The organism is Wolbachia endosymbiont of Cylisticus convexus, from assembly GCF_003344345.1.
In genome coordinates this window covers 1-23,873 of sequence record NZ_QPIP01000007.1, presented here as the reverse complement: position 1 = coordinate 23,873, position 23,873 = coordinate 1, and the positions used below count along the sequence as shown (strand labels likewise).

The following is a 23,873-nucleotide window of genomic DNA, read 5'->3' as shown; positions in this document are numbered from 1 at the left end:
GGAGAAAATGGATGATTAGAATCGCTGTGTCTGATCAAGACGTTTCCAATCTCCCGGCAGAGAGTAAGAACCTAAGTCTAACATGAAACGGTTTTATGGAACGGAGTAACCACACAGAATCTTTTATTATTCTGAATAAGGGTAATAAACAGGTAGCCAGCCGTAAGTTTTTGTGTGGAGGGATTGTCTAAGAAGCTAATGCCTAAAGTAATATTTAGGATATGCAGACGTAGACACTGTAATTTGGAAGGTAAAGTTGTGAATAGTAGTGAATATGTTATGAGCCAACAAAATGTTAGGTATGAATGGAATGAAACTCCCTGGCGAAAGCTGGAGAAATCTTCATTTAAGCTACAAAAACGAATTTACCGAGCTTCTAAATGTAATGACATCAAAAAGATGCATAATCTTCAGAGATTATTACTTAAATCAACAAGTGCAAGAATGCTTGCTGTTAGGAGGGTAACACAGGATAATAGAGGAAAAAAGACAGCAGGTATTGACGGAAAGGCTAGTCTCAACAAAAAAGAAAGAATGCAATTAGCATACTCTATGGATTTAAGAGAAAAAGCAAAACCATCAAGACGAATCTGGATCCCAAAACCTGGTAAGCCATTGGAGCGTCGCCCACTTGGTATTCCCACTATATCGTGCAGAGCGAAACAAACACTTGTAAAAATGGCGTTGGAACCTGAATGGGAAGCAAAATTTGAGCCGAACACGTATGGTTTTAGACCTGGTAGATCATGCCATGATGCAATAGGAGCGATATTTAATGCCATTAAGCAGAAAACGGCATTTATCTTAGATGCTGATATTTCTGGTTGCTTTGATAATATTGAACATAATGCACTGCTGAAGAAACTCAATACCACTCCAAGTTTAACAAGAATAATAAGAGGATGGTTAAAAGCAGGAGTTATGGAAAATAACGAATTCCAACCCACTAAGCGTGGTACAATCCAAGGGGGTACAATTTCACCATTACTTGCATGTATAGCATTACACGGATTGGAACAACATATTAGAAAGGAACTTAAGGGCGATCTTTTTCAATATGCGAAAAAGAAAGGTAGAGCAATGGCACATAGAGATGCACAAAAAATTATGAGTGTGGTTTTCTATGCCGACGACTTTGTCATCATACATGAAAGTGAAGAAATTATAATGAAGGCAAAAATCCTAGTTGAGGAATGGTTAAAAATCATTGGACTAGAATTAAAACCTTCAAAAACAAGAGTTTCTCACACGATTAAACCTTTAAACGGATTAAAGCCAGGTTTTGATTTTCTTGGATTTACGATACGACAGTATCCAAAAAGAAATAAGAGAACATATAAATTACTAATTAAACCAAGTCGTAATTCTGTGAAACAGCATACATTACTTATTAAACATAAGATGAGAGAAATGCGTGGAGCACCTCAAGAAGCTGTAATAAGAGACCTAAACCCAATCATTAGGGGATGGTGTCAATATTACATTGCAGTAGTTTCAAGCAAAATATTTCATTCGGTGGATAATATAATGTTTAGAAAACTTTGGAAATGGGCAGTCTACAGACACCGTTACAAGGGAAGACGCTGGATAAAGAAAAAATACTTTAGAAAGTATAACAACGACAACTGGAGGTTTATGACAAATAATGGAATGCATCTTATCAAACATGGAGATCATGCTATTAAAAGGTATATCAAAGTGTTTGGAGCCAAATCTCCATATGATGGGGATTGGACATATTGGGGAAATCGTTTAAGTAAAATACCTGGTAAATCACCATTAGTAATAAAACTTTTGAAGTTGCAACAAAGAAAGTGTGAATATTGTCAGCTTCAGTTTAAAAATGATGATATTCTAGAGGTACATCATAAAGACAAAAATAGGTGCAATAATATGATCAAAAACTTATCCTTGCTGCATGGGCATTGCCATGATTCCTTACATAAGAAGTGTGTATGACAGACACCAAATTAGAGAAAAGCCGGATGTGGTGAAAGCTGCAAGTCCGGTTTTGAAGTCGAGGAGAGAAGGGCGACTTTCTCTCCTTAGATAACAAATTTTATAAAGGGGGAATATGTTACCGAAGATTTTAAAGAATTTTAACGTATTTGTTGATGGTCGAGGCTATGCAGGGCGTATTGATGAAATTAGCTTGCCAAAACTTGCTATTAAAACTGAAGAATATCGAGCAGGTGGAATGGATATACCAGTCAGCATTGATATTGGTATGGAAAAACTTGAAGCAGAGCTCACTTTTGCTGAATATGACTCTGAGCTCTTTAGGCTTTTTGGATTGATAAATAATAATGCTGTCTCTCTTACTTTAAGAGGAGGTTTGCAGGGAAGTAGTGATGCCGAATCGGTAGTAATTAACTTAAGAGGGCTCTTTAAAGAACTTGATTTTGGTAGCTGGAAACCTGCTGAAAAAGCAACGCTCAAATGCACTGTAGCTGCCAATTATTATAAGCTTACTATTGATGGCAGAGAATTGATTGAAATTGATGCAGAAAACATGATTCGCAAGATCGATGGTGTTGATCAAATGACTTCTATGCGCACAGCTTTAGGAATTTAAATAAAAGGGTAAAATAGTGCAAAAAATTAAATTAACTGAACCAATAAAAATCGATGGAATTTTAGTTTCAGAGCTCACTCTACGTCGCCCAAAAGTTCGAGATCGTTTAGCTGTTGAACGTATGGGTAATAGCGACGCAGAGAAAGAAGTAGCACTGATTGCAAATCTTGCAAGTATTTCAAGAGAAGCAGTAGAAGAACTTGATTTAGCAGACTACGGTAAGATTCAAGCAACGTTACAGGATTTTTTGTCTCAGCAGAAGATTTGAGGCTGAGCATATTATCACTTAGCTCAATGGTTGGTGGTGGAATCAATCAGTGGCTTGATATGGATATTGAAGAATTTATTATGTGGCTTGAAAGTAGCGGAAAATTATACAAATGAAAACAATTTCTATAATAATTGGAGCAACACTGCAAAGCAGTTTTAATAGTACGATAGCAGGTAGCACGAAGCAACTTTCTCGGATTGGTAGTACAATAAAACAACTTGAATCATCAAGTAAATCAGTATCCAAGTTTAAACAATTAAGCCACGATGCTCTGCTTGCTAGGCGTTCTTGGAATGAGCTAGAAATAAAAACAAAATCCCTTGCTCAGCAGATAAAAAACGCAGAAGCACCACTGCAAAATGAGTTTACAAGATCTAAAGCTGCAGCACTGAAAGCTAAAACAGCTTATTTACAAAAAAGAAGCGCTCTCCACCTGCTACGCACAGAAGTGAGCAAGAGTGGTAGAGATATAAAATCTCTTGTTAGAGATCAAGTCAAACTTGGTTCATCTATTGAAAAGCTCAAAAGTAACTACACGGCTTTAAATTCTGTAATGCAAAAACGTAAAGGAGTTTTGGCACAAAGAGCGAATCTCAGAGCTCAAATGATGGATGCTGTCGCACTTGGACTCACGCTTGCAGCACCACTTAAAGCTGCAATTAGCTTTGAGAGTGCCATGGCTGATGTAAAGAAAGTTGTAAAGTTTGAAGATACAGATGTAAATGGCTTAACAAAGCTTGGCGAGACATTAAAGGAAATGTCACGAACAATTCCGCTATCTGCAGCAGAACTTGCGCAAATTACTGCAAGTGGTGGTCAGCTTGGTATTGAAGCTAAGGATCTTACGGTTTTTACAGGCACTGTGGCCAAAATGGCAACTGCATTTGATATGTCAGCAGAAGAAGCAGGAGACGCTATTGCCAAGCTCTCTAACATTTATCAAATTGAAATTGGTGAAATGGCAAATATTGGTGATGCTATAAACCATATCTCTGATAACACTGCAGCAAAAGCTAAGGATATTGTACCTGCACTGAACAGAATCGGTGGTACAGCAAGGCAATTTGGTTTAACTGCAGTGGAAGCAGGAGCTTTAGCAAGTAGCTTCATTAGTCTTGGTAAAGCCCCTGAAAAAGCAGGTACGGCAATCAATGCGATGCTCAGTAAGCTGCAAACTGCAAGTAAACAAGGAGGCAATTTTCAAAAAGCTTTTCAGCAGCTAAAAATAAATGCTAAGGAATTTGAAAAAGCAATTGGTAAGAATGCACAAGGCACATTAGTTAAGTTTTTAGAAACAGTTGCAAAATTAGGTAAGCAAGAACGTTCTAGTGTTCTTTTTGATCTCTTTGGTATTGAATATCAGGATGATATAGCACTACTCATTGGTAGTCTTGACGAGTACAAAAAATCTTTACGATTAATAAACGGGGAATATAAGGGCTCAATGCAAAGAGAGTTTGAAAATAGAGCAAATACTACAGCAAATAATCTTCAGTTACTTAAAAACTCAATAGCAGAAGTGGGAATGAATCTTGGTTCTGTATTATTGCCACCTTTAAATTTTACTGTTAATCTTCTGAAGTCAGCAACTACACAAGTAACACTTTATGCCAAGGAGTATCCAGTACTGACTACAGTAATCATGAGCACAACTACAGCGTTGATCAGCATTAAAATAGCAGCCATATCTCTTGGATATGCTTGGACTTTTGTAAAAGGTTCCTTCTTCGCTCTTTTATCTACTTGGAAGATGTTTGCATCTGTAGTAAAAATAGGTCTTTATTCTACTTCTGCAGTTTTTCCAGCGGTAATTGCTGGATTTAAAGCGTTGACAGTTGCTTTAATGAGTAATCCTATTGGACTCTTTATTGGTGGTCTTGCTGTTGCCGCAACTCTGATCATTATCAAGTGGCAAGCAGTAAAAAATTTCTTTATTACCATTTGGGAGTCAGTGAAAGTTGTGTGGAAGTCCTTTTCTGATTGGGTAGGAAAATTTTGGAATAATATTACTCAGCCTTTTAAAACAATCAGTAATCTGTGGAACAAAAAAAATGAGGCTAAACTAGAAGTTAGATCTGTAAATAACGTTATAAATGACTCTCTTAAGTACCGCTCTGTGGTGCACAGTAAAGCTATAGAGAATAAAACACAATTTAGTATCAATATTCATCCAAGCCCTGAGCAAAATGCACGCAGCATTGCTGATGAAGTAATGGAGCGAATTAGAGAACAATTTAGTGGCGCACTTTACGATATAAATTGAATTATGCTATCTCTTGGTCCATATAGATTTTTATTAACTGAGCAAGGCTTTACACGTAGAAGTGAATATCGTTGGCCTGCGCTCGAGCGTATTGGGGAAAAGCCATTGCTTCAAAGTATTGGTCCTGGAGAGGATATTGTTGAGCTTGCAGGAGTAATCTATTCAGGAGGACTGGGGCAAATAAATAATATGCGAAATTCATCGAAACCTTTTTTACTCATTGATGGCCAAGGTAACGTTTTAGGCCATTTTGTTATTGTAAAAATAGAGGAAACACAGAAATATTTTTTTCCAAATGGTGAACCAAGGAAGATTGAGTTTCATTTAAGTTTGAAACATTACGATAACGTGCTGCTAGACGAATCATACTACTCTGCAACTGATGATGATGTACTACAAAACTAAGGAAAATGATATGTTAGATTGGATTTGCTGGAAACATTATGGATTCAGCTCCGAAGCAGTTGAAGTTGTGTTAAAAGCTAATCCTGGGCTTGCAGAGTACGAGTTTCTTCCTGCAGGATTAATCATTAAACTTCCTGTTATTCAAAAAGCAATACAAAAGCAAGTAGTAAAACTATGGGATTAAAATGACACCAGACTTTAGTATTTCAGTAGAAGGAATTTCCATCACTGAATTGGTAAAAAGTCACTTGGTATCAATGCATATTACTGATGAAGCAGGAGTAATAAGTGATACTGCTGTAATTCATCTTGATTCATTATTTGAGATTCCTAAAACTGGGGCAAAGCTGAATATTTTACTTGGGTATAAGGAAACTGGCATTGTGCCAATGGGAGATTACATAGTAAATGAAATTATAGTACAAAGTCCACCACAATCACTAAAGATTAAAAGTCATGCAGCAGATTTGAAACAGTCCTTAAAGGAACAAGTATTTAATGAGTGGCATCAAATTACTTTAAATGATTTGGTGAAAAAAATTGCAAGTAAACATGGCTATAAAGCTAAAGTTGCTGCAGAGTTTGCAGACATCATTATATCGCATATTGATCAGACTGCAGAAAGCGATATGCATTTTTTAACCAGGCTTGCTCAAATTTATGGAGCAATAGCAAAACCTGCTGGAGGGTATTTACTTTTTGTTTCAAAAGGAAAAGCAAAATCAGTTACAGGAAAAACTTTAAGCACCATTACTTTAACACCTGCAGATATTACAAATTGGAAAGTAAGATTTAACGAGCGTAATCAATATGGCTCTGTTATTGCCTACTGGTATGATTACGAAAAAGCAGAGGCTATAACGGAAAAAGTAGGTGATCAAGAACCAAGCTATATTCTACGAGATATCTATGCAAGTAGTGATTTGGCACATAGTGCAGCTTCTGCAAAATTAAATCAGCTGATGAGTGGTGCAGCAACACTCAATATCACAATGCCAGGAAGTCCTGAATTATTTGCCGAAGCAAAGATTAATCTTTCTGGATTTCGCAAGGGAGTTCATGGCGATTGGATAATAAATAAGGCCGAACATGTAATTGATAACCTTGGCTATCGTACTATTGCTATGGGAATAATTGATAGTGGGAAAGTAAATTGATAATTTCCTCATAGATATCTTTTTTTTCATTGCTTAATTCCTCTACAGCAAGATCTAAAGGAGTTTTTTTATCTTTGTTTTTAGCAGAAGGATTTGCTCCATTTTTCAGTAGAAATTTAGCAATTTCCAGATGTCCTTTTCGTGCAGCATAGTGCAAAGCTGTCCAGCTAAAAGCATCAGTAGTGTTTACATCAATGCCCTCTTCAATTAGAAATTTTACAACTTCTAAACAGCCTCCGCTTGTAGCATAGTGTAATGATGTTGCGCCAAAATAATAGGTGTCATTAATATTTACTGCGTTTTTTATTAAGGATTTTACGTTATCCAAATTGCAACTTTCAGCTGCAATACGTAATGCTATTCTAGAATCGCTAGTCGTTTTACTTTTTATTGGTATGTTTTTTGACGGTTTAAAATGCTGAAACAAAAAGATGGCGCATATTATTGGTATTATTGAACTTGTCACCAATTTCCAAAAAAGGCTAGATTTCATGTCTCTTATATTATTTGCATCGCTTGTTCAGTGCAACCAATTAACTTTATTTTAGAAAAGATTTTTTGGACGTAATTTTGATGAATCTTGTATATATCAATACGCAGCTATTTTTGCAAGGAAACTTTAAGATGAAAAACACAGGAAAGATTCCTATGGCAGTAATTGCTACTATGGTGATACAAACAGTAGGATTGATATGGTGGCTGGCTAAGCTCGACTTAAGAGTGCACATGCATGACAGGTTTATAGAGCAAAATCAAAGGACTACAGAAATCATCTACCGCCTTGAAGAAAGGCTAAAAAATCTTGCTGAAGAAGTTAATGAACTTGAGCAGAAACACAAATAAAAAAGTGGCAAAGTATATTTTATCTGTTGATGGAGGTGGAATCAGAGGGATAATTCCTGCCATTATTCTAGCAGAAATTGAATGTAGGACAAAAAAGCCAATTTCCCAGATTTTTGATTTAATGGCAGGAACCTCAACTGGAGGGATTGTTGTTGCTGGACTTTGTAAAAGTGATAATCAGAGGAAACCCCAATACTCTGCCAATGATTTGGTTGAATTTTACCAAGAGTACGGATCATATATTTTTAAATCTTCATTTCTGAGAAGATCTATATTTTCTTGGTTTAACTGCGCACAATACCCACATGAAAATATTGAATCTGTACTGGATAAATATTTTGGTGATGATACTCTACAAAACACTTTAAGTAATTTGCTGATTACAAGTTACGATGTTCATAACAACTATCCTTTCTTTTTTAAGAGCTGGAGAGAAGATAGAAATTTTGTTAAATTAAAAGATGCGCTCAGAGGAACAACTGCAGCACCTACTTATTTTGCACCTAAATATCTTAAGATCAACCAAAAGGAAATGGTGCTAGTAGATGGAGGAGTATTTGCCAATAACCCAGCAGCTTGTGCCTATGCAAGTGGCAAGAGGTTGTTTCCAAATGATGAGATTATACTGTTATCAATAGGCACTGGTAGAACAAATAGAAGTATAAAGTATGCTAGCTCAAGGAGATTTGGAAAAATAGGATGGATCAAGCCGTTACTGAATGTGATGTTTGCTTCAAGTCTGGATGCAGTAAACTATCAGCTTGATCAAGTAATAGGTAATAAATATATACGAATACAATCACAATTGAAAGTAGCATCGACTGAGATGGATAACATAACATCTAAAAATATAAAATGTCTGCAACAAGAGGCAAAGGCAATGATAGAAAGTAATCAAAGAGTAATTGATGTGCTACCAAAATAATATAAGTTTATGAAAAAACTTCTTTTTCTTATCAGAAGGTCACAAAATTCAAAAACAAGATTTTTTTGGTAAAAATAAATTTTTAAAAAATAATTTGGACGTTTTTTTTACCAATCTTGTATATATATAACATACAAACGCGTTTTCACGCACATGGAATCTAACAAAGATACTTCACAAAAATCGACTATTGAGGCCAAAAAGCTTGAGCTACCAAAAGGTGGTGGAGCTATAAAAGGAATAAGCGAAGCTTTTGAGGCTAATTCATTCACTGGTACTGGATCATTTTCAGTACCAGTTCCACTTCCTACATGCCGTAACTTTTCACCAACTTTAAGTGTTGATTACAGCTCTGGGAGTGGCAACGGAGTATTTGGTATAGGGTTTAACGTTTCAATAGCAAGTATTATCAGAAAAACATCCGAAAAAATTCCAACTTATGATGATGAAGATATTTTCGTACTTACAGGAGCAGATGACTTGGTTGCGATTAATCAAACAAGTAATAGCGAATATGATATTACTTATTATGAGCCACGTGTTGAAGGATTATTTGCCAAAATAGAGCGTTTGATAAGTAAAAATGATAATAGGATTTATTGGCAAGTTACTAGTAAAGATGGCAGCATTGCTATTTATGGTAAGAACGAACAAGCGCAAATCTACGATACAAGTAACAAACAGCACATAGCAGAATGGTTACTAGAGGAATTAAGCGATGTATATGGAAATAAAATATTTTATTATTACCGCTCTAGTACAAAAGATACAAATGTACAAGGTGGTGGCAGAGTAATTGATCGAATTACTTATGGTTATAATGAAGAATTAAAGTACAACCATTTTGAAGTGCTGTTTGATTATGGTGTTGCAAGTCAAGTCGATAAAAAATATAATGAAGAAAGGAAAGCAATTCTGCGTCAAGATTCTTTTACCTCGCACACTACAGGATTTGCAGTAAGGACTGAGCTATTATGTCGAGCTATAAGAATTTATCACTGTTTTGATGCAGAACCTATACTAGTAAACGGCACATATTTTGACTATGACGAAAAGCCAACGATTACATACTTAAGAGCGGTAAAACAAGTTGGCTATTATGAGAGAGAAGGCAAAAGATTTACTAAGACTACGCCAACTTTAGTTTTTTCTCATACCAGCGATGATTCTACTTACATTTCAACAGTTTCATCGGTAACACTTAAGGATGGTAACAAACCATCTAAACAGCTTTTGCAGATTTTAAAAGAACAAGATTTTGTATTTTCAGAGCAAGATTCAGAAGTCTCTGAAGAAAACTCAAATTGGAAAATCAAAGACAGTGAAAAAGACCTTCTAATCAAAGAAAAAGAAAATTTTTTAGACCTTCACAATTTAAATAATAAAAACTCTTTTAAATCGGTAAAAATAGAAGGAATAAACAAAAATTTTCCTGGGTATTTAAATGACCAAAGATTTCAATTGGTTGATTTATATCAGGAAGGTATTGAAGGGATATTGTATAATGATGAAAACACAATCCTTTATTTTAGACCAAATGGTGATGGAGAGTTTGCTCAAGCTAAACTATTAGAACGTTTTCCATCGTTACTACGTAAGAATACTTATTCACTGATGAGTATGGAAGGTAACGGCGAATTACAACTTTATGTGAATGAAAGTGGTTTTCAGGGTTACCATGATTTTGATGGTAAATGGAGTGAATTTAAGCCTCTTGAATCGCAAGTAGTTAATCTAAGTAGTGAACTTCAAGAGATGATAGATGTCACCGGAGATGGAAGAACTGATATCGTAGTATTTGAAGGAGAAAACGTCAGAGTATATCCATCTGCTGGTAAAAAGGGATACAAACAAGCTATTTACAGTAAAGCGCCAAAAGATCTACCAAATCAGCGTTTTAATTCAAAGAGTACTTTAGTACGTTTTGCTGACATGTTTGGTGATGGTAAGAGCCATTTAGTTAAAATAGAAAATGGTAAAGTAGAATGTTGGCCAAATCTTGGCTACGGTAAATTTGGTGAAAAAGTTGTATTTAAAAATGCTCCATATTTTAGGGATGGGTTCAATGTCAAACGTTTATACTTTGCTGACATTGATGGTTCTGGTACTACTGATTTAGTCTATGCTAACCATAATAGTTTAGATATCTATTATAACAATAGTGGTAATTCATTTAGTAAGCCAGTTAATTTAAGGCTACCTGTTGATTATAATCATGTTAATAGAATTGAATTTGCTGATATTCTTGGCAATGGAACTAACTGTTTGCTTATTAGTTACCTTGATCAAGACTTAAAGTTACAGCATTTATACTATGATTTTTACAATGGAGTAAAACCGCACTTATTGAAGCAAATAGATAATAACATGGGTAATATTACCCGTCTTCATTATGCAGCTTCCACCAAATTTTATTTGCAAGATAGAAAAGAAAATCGCCCGTGGGTAACGAATTTACCGTTTCCAGTACAAGTAATTGAAAAAATAGAAACCATAGACAACATAGTAGGAAGTAAACTCACCAACAAATATCGCTATCATCATGGATTTTATGATTACACTGAAAAAGAATTTCGCGGATTTGGTTTTGTTGAAACTTGGGATACTGAAGATTTTGCTACAACTGATCAGACTGAAAAAGAAGATCATGTTGCTCCTATTTATACCAAGACTTGGTATCACACTGGAGCTTATAAAACAGCAGAAGATTTAGTTGAAAGTTATAGGAAGGAATTTTACCAAGGAGATAGAGAAGCATTAAAAATAACTCCTCAAGTATTTGATGAAAATATCATCTCAATAGAGGATAGAAGACAAGCATACCGCGGGATTCAGGGACAAATGCTGAGGCAAGAAATATATGGATAAGGAGATAATCCAACCCTCTACTTGCATCCATATTCAGTCACTGAATCCAGCGTTGCAGTAAAATTACTAAGTTCAAGTAATAATAGTACCCATAAATATGGAACATTTTTTGTGAATTTGCAAGAAACTATCAGCTATCATTATGAAAGGAACTGCTGTGATCCACGTATTGAGCATAATTTTGTTTTAGAGGTTGATGACTATGGTAATGTTTTAAAATCTGCAAGCATTACTTACCCTCGTCGAAACCAATCTGGTAACTATTCAGAACAACAAAAATTACATGCTACTTTAGAACATAACTTTTACGTTAATAACACTAAAGAATTTTACTTACTTGGAGCTCTCTATAAATCACAAGCTTTTGAGATTGGAGGCCTAAGAGTTGCAGTTGATGGCTATACTAATATTAATGACTTAAGAACTCACGTAACACAGTTCTTGCAAAATACGATAAAATTTGAAGAGAACTTAAATTATACGAGTCCACAAGTAAGGCTCTTAAGTGAAAGTCACAATTATTTTTGGAATAAAGAACAAAATTCTACTTTACCACTTGGTTCTGTAACTCAGCAAGCGCTTCTTCACCACACCGAAGCTGTAGCATTTTCTGATAGTCAAATAAAAAAAGTATTTTCAGGTAAAATAACTTCTGATCAGATGTTAAACGATCTTGGCTACAAAAAAACCTCTGACTTTTGGTGGGCACCAAGTCCTACGCAGTATTATTATGGTAGTGATAAATACTATTTACCTGAAAAAGTAATTGATGTTTTTGGCGCTGAGACTGCAATTGTTTATGATCAGTATAATTTACTGCCAATAAAAACGATTGTAAAAGCAACTGAAAGCTCAAGTTATGAAACTACAGCAGAATATGATTATCAACGTTTAACGCCAGTAAAACTCACTGACCATAACGATAATGTATCAGAAATTATTTTAAATCCACTCGGAGTTGTAATTGCTACTTCAATTTACGGTAGCGAAAAAGGGCAAGAAAAAGGTGATAAGCCATTATCTGAATACCAAGTAAGAAAGGATTCAAGTTTTGGTGATATTTTAGGCCTAGCAGAAGGAGCAAATGGCCCAGAGTACTATTTACAGAATGCAACTAGCTTCTTTTATTATGATCTTGAAGCATGGAGAAGAAATGGTCAACCTGTGCATGTGATTAATCTGCAGAGAGAAACTCATGTTTCAGAAAGTACATCAACAAGAATAAGACAAGTTGTAACTCATATTGATGGTTTTAGTCGAAACCTTGGGACTAAAATGCTCGTCAATTCAGATTCTGAGAGTGAAAAATGGCTAGCATCAGGGAGAGTTGTTTATAACAATAAAGGCACGGAGGTGAAAAAGTATGAACCTTTTTATAGCAATACACCTTTTTATGACCTCGAAGAGAGCGTGCATAATCAAGGAGTATCTGACACTCTTTATTATGATCCTCTGCTGAGGAATATTCGCATTGATACGCCAAAAGGTTTTTTCAGCAAAGTAGAATTTGATTCGTGGACTATCAAGAATTTTGATCTTAATGACACTGTGAAAGATTCGGAGTATTACAAGGAATTTATTGCCAGATGGAATAGCGCAACTGAAGAAGAAAAAATAGCTTTAAGAGATGAAAAAGATGCACTGGACAAAGCAGAAAAGCATTATAATACGCCAACAATAGAGCATTTAGATAGTTTAGGAAGAAAGTTTTTGCAGATAGAGATTTTAAGCAATAACGAACAAAGCAATGTAGAGTTAAAATCACACGTTAAACTTGATATTCAAGGAAATGAACTGGAAAGTGTTGATTCAAGGTTTTATGAACAAAACCAAGGTAAGGAAGAAATTGAAAAAATAAAGAATTTTATCCACACCTATTCAATGTCTGGGCTTTTAAAAAGCACAAGTATTGATGCTGGAGAAACGTGGAATCTATCAAATGTTGCGGGAAGTTCAGTATACAATTGGGATGGCAAAGGATCGCTTACTTACACAGAATATGATAAGTTGCAACAGCCAGTAAGAGTAAAAGTTACCGATGAGGATCTAAATTTAAATAATAATGTTGTTGAAAGATTTTTTTTACTCTGAAAATATTCAAGATAAAGCTACTAATCGTTATGGAACACTTGTTGCTCATTACGATCAGGCAGGACTGACAAAAGTCGAAGAAAATGCTTTTAAAGGTCAGACGTTAAAAAGCAGCTATTACCTGAGAAAAAACTATAAACAAGAAGTAGATTGGCAAAGCGTTGAAAGTATTGTTACAGTGCACACAGATCTCGAACGAGAAATATTTTCTTCCACCGTAAAATACAATGCAATAGGCGAAATAATTGAGAAAATAGATTCACAAAATAATGTCCATATACCAGTTTATGATATAGCCGGAAGAGTAAAACAAATTAAACTTAAGAAGCAAGGAGAAAACATAAAAACCTATGTTTCAGACATCAGCTATAATCCTAAAGGTCAGCGTACGTCGATTACTTACGGCAATGGTGTTATTACCAATTACAGTTATGATCCTGAAACATTTAGATTAACCAAACTTGAAAGTAACAAAGGACAAAAGAAATTACAAAGTATTCACTATACGTATGACCCTGCCAGTAACATTACTACAATGGATGATGAGTCTTATAAGACCATTTTTCCAAATAATAAAAATATAGATACTAAGTCTGATTATCATTATGATTCGCTTTATCGACTGATTGAGGCAACAGGAAAAGAACATCCAGCGCTCAGTGGAAAGGAAGAAGTTATTACGCCAATTCCGCATCTAAATAACCAAAATGCGATCAGTAATTATACTGAATACTATGACTTTGATTATGGAAGTAACATTACGAGAATTAGGCATAATGGAAAAAATAGTTCCACTAAAGAATTTTACATATCAAGCAAGTCCAATCGTAGTTTGCCGATAATAGATAAAAGGCCAGTAAATGAGAATGATATAGATGCAAGTTATGATGAAAGGGGTAATTTACTAAAGCTGAGTGGTACACAGAATTTACATTGGAATTATCGCGATAACATCGCCTATGTTGATATTATCACTCGCTTGAGTGGTAAAAATGATAGTGAATACTATGTTTATGATAGTAGTGGACAAAGAGTACGAAAAGTTACTGAAACTTATCAGAATAATGAAAAAATTTTTACTCAAGTAGAAAAAATTTACTTTGGTGATATCGAGGTTACGAGAACTTACCAAGAGAGTGGTTTAAAGAAAGAGAAATACACTGTTCATATAATGGACGATAAAAGTAGAGTAGCTCTCCATCATTATTGGACTAAGGGATCTCCAGATGAAATACGAGAAAACCAAGATCGTTATCAGCTGAGTAATCATTTAGATTCAGTAGCCTTAGAACTAAACGATAATGCTGAAATCATTACATATGAGGAATATCTGCCATTTGGTGGTACAGCGCTGATTGCTGGCAAAACTGCTCGTGAAGTAACGGAAAAAGAATATAGATACTCAGGAAAAGAAAGGGATGAGAGTACAGGACTATATTACTATGGTGCACGTTATTATGCCCCGTGGCTCCTCAGGTGGATAAATCCTGATCCTGCTGGAACTATTGATGGGTTAAATCTTTACCTGTTTGTTGGGGGTAGTCCTGCAATTTATAGAGATAAAGGTGGAAATGCTATTAATGATGCTATTGATTACACAGAATTTAGGAACACATTTCAAGAGGGGGATAAAATTTACGGTTTACATAGTTCAAGGGAGCCATACATTACGGTAGCTGAATCACTATACCCTAAGGCAAATACCACAATAGATGACTTGAATAACCAATTTATAGGTACAGGTATATTTAATAGTAGTTCAGAAGTCTATTACGAGGAACGGTTAACGCCTAGAAAGGAAGAGGCGCGCAAATTTAAAGAGTTTATTGAGAATCATCCGAGATATGATCCAAGAAAAGTACCTGGGGTGGTTAAAAACCCTGATTTGTTCAGCGATCAAGAATGGAAAAGAACAAATAAAGAAGCATATATAAGGGTGGGACGTGCTTCTAAAGCAGGTATAGAATTTACCACTGGAGGAAATAAAAAGATTCACTTTGTTCTTGATGGTCTTGATTTAGGTGCTACTGCACAAAAAATTTCGTATTTTGAGATAAAGTCTATAGATTTGGATGCTGATATTATGCATTTCCAAAGAGAAAAGCGCGTTACTAATAAACTAAAAGATGTTACACAGCAGGAGTTAAGGTACCTTTACAGAAATAAAGATAATAAGGAAATGATGCAAAATGTAATTTTTTGGAAAGAAGGAAGAAAGGTAGATCCGCCTTGGAAAGATTTTGGAATAGGAAAAGTATATGAAAAAACTCGAGAAAGCGGGGATTTATTTATGAAAACAGGAGCTCTACCTATTAAATGGTTATGGGGAAAATATCTGCCAAAAATTCAGACAAAAATTCGGCATATATTCGGTAATAGTATCGACACAAAATTTTTAATGGGACTTTCTCACTTGCACCCTATTTACCATGGTATTGCAAAAAGTAGAGCTTGGATGAGTTATAACAATTCCCATTAAGTAGAGAGCGGAAAGATAATAAGGAAATGATGCAAAATATGATTTTTTGGAAAGAAGGAAGAAAGGTAGATCCGCCTTGGAAAGATTTTGGAATAGGAAAAATATATGAAAAAACTCGAGAAAGCGGGGATTTATTTGTGAAGACAGGAGTTCTACCTATCAAATGGTTATGGGGAAAATATCTGCCAAAAATTCAGCATATATTCGGTAATAGTATCGACACAAAATCTTTACTGAGACTTTCTCACTTACATCCTTAATGGTTACGGAATTAAAGTTTATTCCAGTTGCTCATTAAATTACGCATACAAATCTTGAATAAGGAGGAAATTATGACCAATGAAAATATAGAGAACGATTCTCAACTTCGCCTAGAAAAGATAGGAATAAACGTTGAAGAAGCTGAGAAATTACTCAGCTTTAAAAATGAAAATGATGAGTTTTTATATGACTCAGCATTTAAAATCACAGATTTATGTGAAAGTACCTTTATTGAAAAGGTAAAGGACACAATTACAGAGGAAGAAGCTAAAGATATCTACCAAAAAGCTTTAGCTAGACGTGAATTCGTCTCTCGATATATAGAAAATGCCAGAGAAATGACCGAACCACATTATCGAGCACTACGCGTTTGCAATATCGATCACGATACTGCAGAGAAGTGCGATGCAATTATACACAGTTTACAAGGGGAATAATAATATGACGACTACAACTACAACAGATAGCAACATGACACAAGGTTATAACGAATGTGACCATTGCCAATCAGTTCTAAGTCCAGCGGCTTATTTTGTGAAGTTAATGGAAACTGTTGAAAAATATATTGAGCAGCCAACAAACGGTAAAGATCTTAAATCACGTCGTCCTGACCTTTTTAATAAAATAAAATTAGATTGTAATAATACTAATAAAGAAAAATTATATCTGGAGATTGTTAACCAGATAATGGAAGAGAATTTAAAGGGTGAATCAAATGAAGACATTCTACAAAAATTAGCAACAGCTAAATATCCATTTAATTTACCTGCTAATTTTCCTTTAATTAGTATACGCGCTTACCTTAAGGAGGATAATATCAGCTTAGCAGAGGTGTGTAAAGCACTGATATCGAATGTTGATAATACCTTAGAAGACCTAGACCTTTCACCAGAAGCGCATCAAATGATCATCTCTAACGATACAACAGAAGGTTATTTAAAAGAAGCATATGGAACCCAATCACTAGATCAACTAAAAAAAGTTGAAAAGTTCATTTCTCAAACTGATATAGACGACAAATTAGAACTGTTGCTTGATAGTTATAACAAAATCAAGAAACTTGCTGATTCAGCGAAACTAAGCATCGATTCCACTAATCAGACTATTATAAACCTTGATAATCAAGCTCTAGGATTTCTACATCAGTTTATTCGTCTTGCAAATAAGCTTAACTGGTCATTTGAAGAACTTAGTGATGTTCTAGTTGCTGTTGGTAAAGACGAAATCAATGCAGACTTTGTTAAACAAATAGCAAAGATAAAAAATCTACAAGATAGATTTAAACAACCTGTAACCAAAATAGCTGAATTGTATGCTCAAGAAGATATTTTATCTAAAAAGCTTGAAAACCTTTCAGAGTTTAAATCTTCGTTGAATAGTAACTATGGAAAGCTGCAGGAGTTAGCTAAAGATGAAAACAGCTACAGTGCATTGCAAGACATCTTAAACGTTAGCAGTAATGAACTAACCTCTTTGATTGAATATAATAATAAGATATCGAGCCAAACTGGAAAATTATTGCTCTTTGGAGTATATAAACAAGTCTTATTGGCAAGGTTAATTAGTATATCAATTGCAGAACTTACACAATTTTTATCGTTATTGGATATTGATGAACTAAGTTCAGATGATATAGAGCGTGTGGTTGAATTGAACGATTGGTTAAAAAAGCATTCAATTACTATTCAGCAGCTCAATGATTTGGTTAATCCTTCCGAACTTTATAAACAACAAGCAAGTGAAATAGGACAAGGAGAGGAAAAAGAGATTTTGTATAATAAAATAAGTAAGTATGTCCAAATACAACGAGATATATTAGACGCAGCTTATGAGTTTACAACAAAATATGGACAATCTTTGACTGAAAAGCTTCTTCATAATATTACTATATTTACAACGCTAAAACTTTCAGCAGAGGATATAAGTAATATCATAAAATATGGAAATGCTTATGGCATACAGGCAGAATGGTCATTAAGTCAAATTAAAACCCTCATAAATTACAATACTTTAAAAGATACATTTTCTAGTGATAGTGTTACACAATACATAGATTGGCTAAATGGAAAAAATTACAACGAAAATAAAGTTGTAGAGAAAATAGTACAACTAACTGGCTGGAATAAAGATACTTTGGAAGATATAAAAAAGGTAGAAGCACTTAAACCATGTTTTACTAAAGTACCAAACCCTATAGATTCTTTGATGAAAATTAAGTCTTTTATGGATTTAGTAACTAAGTCAGGAATTAATAGCAAAGTTCTATTATCGTTAAAGGATTTGTACAATTTGAAAGTAGATAGTGACGATAATAAATGGAAAAAGTATACTGATACTGCGGAAAATCTTGAATTATCAGCAAAAAGCGAAACTAAAGATAAAGCTGAAAAATATTTAGCAGGGCGAAAACGTGATATTCTAGCGAGTTATATGATATATAAACTAAAGCTAAGAAATATGCGTGATTTATATTCGCATTTATTAATAGATGTTGAAATGAGCGACTGCTCAGTAATTTCGCCTTTAAAAGCAGCATTAAACAGTGTTCAGCTCTATATTCATCGCTCTATAATGAAGTTAGAGCAAGGAGTAAAAGTTAAACCAGGATTAAATGAAGAAAAATGGAAATGGTTATCTAGTTATCGTGAATGGGAAGTAAGTAATAAGATAAAATTATATCCTGAGAATTACCTAAATCCTACTTTACGCAGAATTACAACTCCAGGATACAAAACATTACAAAACACCTTAATGCAAGGAAATATCACAGAAGAGGCAGTAAGTAATGCATACATGGATTATTTTGAAGACTTCGAAGAAGTTACAAGCTTAAAAATAGTAGATAGTTGTTTTGAAAAAGTAGAAGATAAAATTTCAGGAGGAGAAAAGAATACTTTATATATAATTGGTCGTACACTTGCTCAGCCGTATAATTATTATTACCGTACAGCAATTTTTGATGAAAGAAATCAACAAATTCTTTATTGGACTGCCTGGGAAAAGATAGAGGCTTCAATTCCAGTGGAAACTGTAACCCCTATTTATGCATTTCATAGGTTATTTTTATTCTGGGTGCAGCAAATTGAAAAAGGAAAAGAGGGAAATGAGGAAAAAATAGTTGACGCAACAATTAATTACATCTTTCAGAAACCAAGTGGCAGTTGGTCAGCTCAACAAGAACTAGCAAGCAATGTAAAAGTGGATCCTGCAGAAATAAATAAACTATACTGGAAAAAAGTGGCAGCTTTTTACCTTGCGGAAGAAGGTGGACAGGAGAAACGTATTGTGGCTGCAATAGGTGAAATAAGACCAGGCACTAGTGGTAGTGCAAGTCCATCTTCCTTATTTACTCTTGATGAAGATCTGGTTACTAATGAAAACAAATCAGGATTTTTTCTTGATGCTTCTTACAACACAAATTTAAATGATGAAACCAGTAATCTATCTTGCGATATAGACAAGAACGCGAAAGATAAGCTTACCCTTAAGTTCACTAAGAATGTTTTTAAGAGTAATGTAACTAATAAAGAAGACAATGTTGAATTTCTTTCGGGTAAACCTTCTGTAGAATTATTAGGGGAATTTAAAGTATCACTAACTCAGCAAGTAATAAACAAACCAGGATGGTTTATTGTGGAAGGCAATCTTGAACGTGAGAACATTCGTGAGCCATTTTTACTTTTGCCTAAAAACTACGATTTAGCTTCAATTAGTAGTCAATCAACTTATAAAATTGGTAGCACTTGCTTTAAGTTTAAATACTATAGTGAAATTCCAAGAATAAAGTTAAATGACATTGAATTTACATTTACGAGGTTGAATATTACTGGTAATGTTCGTAAGTTACGTCAAAAAGCTTATGTTGGAGGACCTAAAAGAATTTTGACTTTAGAGTCACAAACATGTGATTCTAATGAACAACTTAAGTTTGAAAGATTTGAGCCAAAGGATAGAGTCATTGATCTTCCGTCTGACTGTTTTGATTTTAGTGGTGCTTACGGTATTTATCTATGGGAAATATTCTTTCATGTGCCTACATTGGTTGCTTTGCACTTAAGACAAGAGCAAGACTTTGCTACAGCTCGGAAATGGTATCAGTACATTCTAAATCCTACTAATGATAAGAATCAAACCTGGCAGTTTTTACCACTTACTCAGCGTAATAAAGAAAGCACTATAAACGATTCAAGGAATACCCAAACCATTCAAGAATTAGAAATTGATCCTTTTGACCCATATGTAATTGCAAAGCAACGTACAACTGCGTTTGAGAAATACATAATTAAGTCTTATGTAGATAACTTAATTGATTGGGGAGATATGCTTTTTGCTAAAAAGTCATGGGAAGCATTGAACCAGGCTACTATGCTATATGTTAGAGCTTGGGATTTGCTTGGTCATAAACCAATCAAGAAGGGAAATTTTACAGTTGAAGCTAAGACCTTTGAAGAATTAAAAAGTAACCAAGGGAGTGGTGCTTTACGTAAGTTGGAAGCAGAGTTGCCATCTACAAACACGCAATCGGTTAAAATACAATCTACTAATGAAATATATGATATGGCAAAGTATGGTTGTTATTTCTGTAAACCAGGAAATGAAGAATTTATTGGTTTATGGGATAAGGTAGAAGACCGTCTTTACAAGATAAGGCATTGTTTAGATATTACAGGAAAACGTTTAGAATTGCCTTTGTTTCAAGCACCGATAGATCCAAGACAATTGATACAAACCATAAGTGGTAGTGGTTCTTCTGTAACAGTGCCATCTATTGATCAGCTACCATATTACCGATTTAGTTATATGGTTGCTTATGCAAGATCGATAGTTGAAACTGTAATCCAGTTTGGGTCAGAGTTATTAGGTGTACTGGAAAAAAGAGATGCTGAAGCACTTGCTATACTTTACAATAAACAAGAAGAAATAATGGCAAACTTGGTGACTACCATTAAGGAAAAAGCCATTGTAGCTTTAAGAGAAGAAGCTAAAGCGCTCGATGCTAGTTTAAACAGTGCAAAAGATCGTAAGTTGCACTATGGAAATTTGATTAATGTTGGCTTATCGGCTGGTGAAAAGAAAGCTATAGCATTATCCAGCGAAGCAATTGATATAAGAACTGGAGTTGCTGTAATAAGGGGAGTGGCTGCCGCTGCACACTTAATACCTACAGTGTATGGTTTGGCTGTAGGAAATTTTCAACCAGGTTCTGCTATCGAGGTAGGAGCAAATATAGCTGAGTCAGTGGGAGCAATTTTAAATGAAAAAGCGCAGATAGCCTATACAACAGAGAGCTACAAAAGACGTGCTGAAGATTGGGAGTTGCAAAGAATCATGGCTTCTCATGATACAGAGCAGATTAGTTGTCAAATAGAAACAAATAAAATTTACCAAGATAATGCTGAGCAGGATTTCAAAGCTCATAAGAAATCGATAGAGCAAATTAAAGAAAAAGAAGAGTTCTTCAAGAGTAAGTTTACTAATCAAGAGCTATATAATTGGATGAAAGGACAGATAGCAATTATATACTTCTAAGCTTATAAAATAGCCTTGGAGATTGCTAAACAAGCAGAGAAAACTTATCAATATGAACTTAACAATAACAAACCATTCATTACTAACAGCTCTTGGAATAGTTTAAAGGAAGGATTGCTTGCTGGTAGTGTTTTAAAGTTTGCACTTGAACAAATGGCAAAGGATTATCATGATAAAAACGAAAGAACGTTTGAAATTAACAAAGTAGTTTCTTTAGGGCAAATAGATCCTATAGCACTGCATGACCTAAAAACTAAGGGTAGCTGTAAGTTTGCTTTGACAGAAAGACTGTTTGATCTAGACTTTCCTGGGCATTATTGTCGTCAGATTAAGAATATAAAAATTACCATTCCTGCAGTGGTTGGCCCTTATGAAAATATTCATGCAAGCTTACAGCAAACAAGTAATAAGATAGTACTTAAACCTGATATTGAAGCAATAAAATACTTATTAGGAGAAGAGGGCTCTAATCAACCACAAGAAGATGTCTTAAGAGTAAATTGGAAGCATAATCAACAGATAGCAATTTCAAAAGGAGACCAAGATAGTGGATTGTTTGAGCTCAACTTTAATGATGAGCGCTATTTGCCATTTGAAGGAACAGGGGTTGTTTCTAATTGGGAATTGAGTTTGCCAAAAGCGACCAATAGGTTTGATACTAGTAATATTTCTGATGTAGTAATTCATATTGATTACACTGCGCTAGATGGTGGAGAGAGATTAAAAGGTGAGGTAACAAAACTTTCAAAGCTGGAGTATTATCATGGCATGCTAGTAATGAACTTAAGTGCAGCTTATCCTGATATATGGGAAAAGTTTAAGCAGACACAAGTTAAACCTTATAAGTTAACATTTAAGCCATCAACTGGGGAATGTTCAAAAAAGTGTGTCAAGCCGCATTTTTAGTTCAACTCAATTTTCAACCTATCTGGAAAGAAAATATCAAGTTGAGACATAGTTAAAGCCCAATTAGGGAGAGCCATAATCCACTTTTGCTCTACCTTTTTTATAGCACAATATACCTGTTTGTACAAGGCATTTGTACTAGTAAATGAACCCTTAGTTTTAGTAAATTTCCTGATTTGTCTATGCAACCCCTCAATTGGATTAGTGGTGTAAATCAGCTTCCTAACTGGCCCAGAATACTTAAAATAACTGGATAAGTTTTCCCAATTGTTCTGCCAGGATTTTATAACTAAAGGATACTTTTCTCCCCATTTTCCTTCCAGCTCAAGCAGATAATTCTCAGCAATTTCTTTACTTGAAGCACGATATATTTTTTTCAGATCATTCATGAAAACTTTCACATCTTTACTGGATACATATTTCAGAGAATTTCTTATTTGGTGTACTATACATAGCTGCACTTCTGCACTGGGAAATACACTGTTGATGGCTGCAGGAAAGCTTTTTAGCCCATCTACACATGCAATCAGAATATCTTCTACTCCTCTTTCTTTGAGGTTATTTAGCACTTCCAACCAAAAGTTAGCTCCTTCACTTTCAGCCAAATAAAAGCCCAGGACTTCTTTTCTGCCATTTTGGTCTATGCCCAATATATTGTACATACATTTACTTACGCAATGTCCATCCTCCTTGACCTTAAAGAACATCCCATCCATAAATACTATCGGGTATACTGATTGCAGTGGACGACTACGCCATTCATTGATTATAGGCAGTAATTTGTCGGTAATACTTGATATCTCTGCTACCGATATTTTGTGATCATAAATTTCCTCAACGTGTGACGCTATATCTCTATAGCTCATACCACTGGCAAATGTGCTCAAAATCTTCGTTTCAAGCTCTGGATGTAAGCTTGTTTGCCTTTTTTTGACTATTTGCGGCTCAAAACTTCCTTCTCTATCTCTTGGCGTTAACAGCTCAAATGAACCTGCACTTGTACGTAAAGTCTTTCCATTCCTCCCATTTCTGCGATTATTTTCTTCACTTTCAGCTAATAAATGGTTTTCTATTTCACCTTCTAGACTCGCCTCCAGCAGCTTTTTTATAAATGGTGTTAATGCTCCCTCCTTTCCTGTCAACGGTCTTCCTTCTCGTATAGACGACAGGATATTTGTTTCCAACTCTTTATAATCTACCAATCCGTTAGTTCTGTTTACTACTTTTTGACTCATTGTCAAACCTCCATTTTTAAATTGATATAAATTACTTTTTTTCGGTTTGACACACTTTTTTGAAC

General features: G+C 34.8%; 15 protein-coding genes and 2 pseudogenes. 15 read left to right on the top strand and 2 right to left on the bottom strand.

The annotated features are described in order from the left end of the window. The first annotated feature begins 183 nt into the window (after positions 1-183). The 7 genes from ltrA to Wcon_RS01540 all read left to right on the top strand — a co-directional run bounded on the left by ltrA (position 184) and on the right by Wcon_RS01540 (position 6,671). Positions 184-1,959 carry a group II intron reverse transcriptase/maturase gene (ltrA, locus tag Wcon_RS01570; protein ID WP_201796968.1) on the top strand — a complete coding sequence of 592 codons (1,776 nt, stop codon included), beginning with the start codon at positions 184-186 and terminating at the stop codon, positions 1,957-1,959. Positions 1,960-2,074: 115 nt separating this feature from the next. Continuing rightward, complete coding sequence (locus tag Wcon_RS01565; RefSeq protein ID WP_114516969.1) at positions 2,075-2,575, top strand: phage major tail tube protein; 501 nt, start codon at positions 2,075-2,077, stop codon at positions 2,573-2,575. Positions 2,576-2,591: 16 nt separating this feature from the next. After that, entirely contained in the window at positions 2,592-2,843 is a 252-nt protein-coding gene (locus Wcon_RS01560; RefSeq protein WP_114516968.1) for a phage tail assembly protein, read from the top strand. Between the two features lie 112 nt (positions 2,844-2,955). Then, positions 2,956-5,109: a phage tail tape measure protein gene (locus tag Wcon_RS01555; protein WP_114516967.1), complete on the top strand. Its 2,154-nt coding sequence runs from the start codon at positions 2,956-2,958 to the stop codon at positions 5,107-5,109. 3 nt (positions 5,110-5,112) lie between these two features. Further along, positions 5,113-5,514: a phage tail protein gene (locus Wcon_RS01550; protein WP_114516966.1), complete on the top strand. Its 402-nt coding sequence runs from the start codon at positions 5,113-5,115 to the stop codon at positions 5,512-5,514. Then, positions 5,492-5,698, top strand: a complete 207-nt coding sequence (locus Wcon_RS01545; RefSeq protein WP_114516965.1) for a tail protein X — start codon at positions 5,492-5,494, stop codon at positions 5,696-5,698. Before Wcon_RS01550 ends, Wcon_RS01545 begins: the two co-directional genes overlap by 23 nt. Position 5,699: 1 nt before the next feature. After that, positions 5,700-6,671: a phage late control D family protein gene (locus Wcon_RS01540; protein WP_114516964.1), complete on the top strand. Its 972-nt coding sequence runs from the start codon at positions 5,700-5,702 to the stop codon at positions 6,669-6,671. On the opposite strand, the gene Wcon_RS01535 is transcribed toward Wcon_RS01540, so the two are convergent. Continuing rightward, a complete protein-coding gene (locus Wcon_RS01535) occupies positions 6,637-7,164 on the bottom strand; it encodes an ankyrin repeat domain-containing protein (RefSeq protein ID WP_114516963.1) in 528 nt (175 codons plus the stop codon). The two genes, Wcon_RS01540 and Wcon_RS01535, sit on opposite strands and share 35 nt — an antisense overlap. 131 nt (positions 7,165-7,295) lie before the next feature. Between Wcon_RS01535 and Wcon_RS01530 the strand changes: the two genes are divergently transcribed. The 8 genes and pseudogenes from Wcon_RS01530 (at position 7,296) to Wcon_RS01495 (ending at position 22,573) form a co-directional block, all read left to right on the top strand. Further along, positions 7,296-7,514, top strand: coding sequence for a hypothetical protein (locus Wcon_RS01530; RefSeq protein ID WP_114516981.1), 219 nt, complete (start codon positions 7,296-7,298; stop codon positions 7,512-7,514). A gap of 4 nt (positions 7,515-7,518) precedes the next feature. Beyond that, complete coding sequence (locus Wcon_RS01525; RefSeq protein ID WP_114516980.1) at positions 7,519-8,439, top strand: patatin-like phospholipase family protein; 921 nt, start codon at positions 7,519-7,521, stop codon at positions 8,437-8,439. Between the two features lie 153 nt (positions 8,440-8,592). Continuing rightward, positions 8,593-11,307: a SpvB/TcaC N-terminal domain-containing protein gene (locus Wcon_RS01520; protein ID WP_114516962.1), complete on the top strand. Its 2,715-nt coding sequence runs from the start codon at positions 8,593-8,595 to the stop codon at positions 11,305-11,307. A gap of 15 nt (positions 11,308-11,322) precedes the next feature. Beyond that, positions 11,323-13,398: pseudogene (locus tag Wcon_RS01515) on the top strand (toxin TcdB middle/C-terminal domain-containing protein); the annotation flags it as partial. Beyond that, positions 13,373-15,877 carry an RHS repeat-associated core domain-containing protein gene (locus Wcon_RS01510; protein WP_179947457.1) on the top strand — a complete coding sequence of 835 codons (2,505 nt, stop codon included), beginning with the start codon at positions 13,373-13,375 and terminating at the stop codon, positions 15,875-15,877. The pseudogene Wcon_RS01515 and the gene Wcon_RS01510, both read left to right, overlap by 26 nt. Positions 15,878-15,906: 29 nt before the next feature. Next, positions 15,907-16,137: a hypothetical protein gene (locus Wcon_RS01505; protein ID WP_114516959.1), complete on the top strand. Its 231-nt coding sequence runs from the start codon at positions 15,907-15,909 to the stop codon at positions 16,135-16,137. Positions 16,138-16,209: 72 nt separating this feature from the next. After that, a complete protein-coding gene (locus Wcon_RS01500; protein ID WP_114516958.1) occupies positions 16,210-16,575 on the top strand; it encodes a hypothetical protein in 366 nt (121 codons plus the stop codon). After that, positions 16,544-22,573, top strand: a pseudogene (locus tag Wcon_RS01495) (Tc toxin subunit A-related protein). The gene Wcon_RS01500 and the pseudogene Wcon_RS01495 overlap by 32 nt, the downstream one beginning before the upstream one ends. Here Wcon_RS01495 and Wcon_RS01485 read toward each other — a convergent pair. Further along, entirely contained in the window at positions 22,570-23,808 is a 1,239-nt protein-coding gene (locus Wcon_RS01485) for an IS256 family transposase (RefSeq protein ID WP_114516979.1), read from the bottom strand. The pseudogene Wcon_RS01495 and the gene Wcon_RS01485 sit on opposite strands and share 4 nt — an antisense overlap. Between the last annotated feature and the right edge of the window lie 65 nt (positions 23,809-23,873).

Excerpts from the sequence above, each read along its gene's own strand:
- Wcon_RS01565 (WP_114516969.1), top strand. The coding sequence starts at position 2,075 with ATGTTACCGAAGATTTTAAAGAATTTTAACGTATTTGTTGATGGTCGA.
- Wcon_RS01555 (WP_114516967.1), top strand. The coding sequence starts at position 2,956 with ATGAAAACAATTTCTATAATAATTGGAGCAACACTGCAAAGCAGTTTT.
- Wcon_RS01550 (WP_114516966.1), top strand. The coding sequence starts at position 5,113 with ATGCTATCTCTTGGTCCATATAGATTTTTATTAACTGAGCAAGGCTTT.
- Wcon_RS01545 (WP_114516965.1), top strand. The coding sequence starts at position 5,492 with ATGATGATGTACTACAAAACTAAGGAAAATGATATGTTAGATTGGATT.
- Wcon_RS01540 (WP_114516964.1), top strand. The coding sequence starts at position 5,700 with ATGACACCAGACTTTAGTATTTCAGTAGAAGGAATTTCCATCACTGAA.
- Wcon_RS01535 (WP_114516963.1), bottom strand. The coding sequence starts at position 7,164 with ATGAAATCTAGCCTTTTTTGGAAATTGGTGACAAGTTCAATAATACCA.
- Wcon_RS01530 (WP_114516981.1), top strand. The coding sequence starts at position 7,296 with ATGAAAAACACAGGAAAGATTCCTATGGCAGTAATTGCTACTATGGTG.
- Wcon_RS01520 (WP_114516962.1), top strand. The coding sequence starts at position 8,593 with ATGGAATCTAACAAAGATACTTCACAAAAATCGACTATTGAGGCCAAA.
- Wcon_RS01505 (WP_114516959.1), top strand. The coding sequence starts at position 15,907 with ATGCAAAATATGATTTTTTGGAAAGAAGGAAGAAAGGTAGATCCGCCT.
- Wcon_RS01500 (WP_114516958.1), top strand. The coding sequence starts at position 16,210 with ATGACCAATGAAAATATAGAGAACGATTCTCAACTTCGCCTAGAAAAG.
- Wcon_RS01485 (WP_114516979.1), bottom strand. The coding sequence starts at position 23,808 with ATGAGTCAAAAAGTAGTAAACAGAACTAACGGATTGGTAGATTATAAA.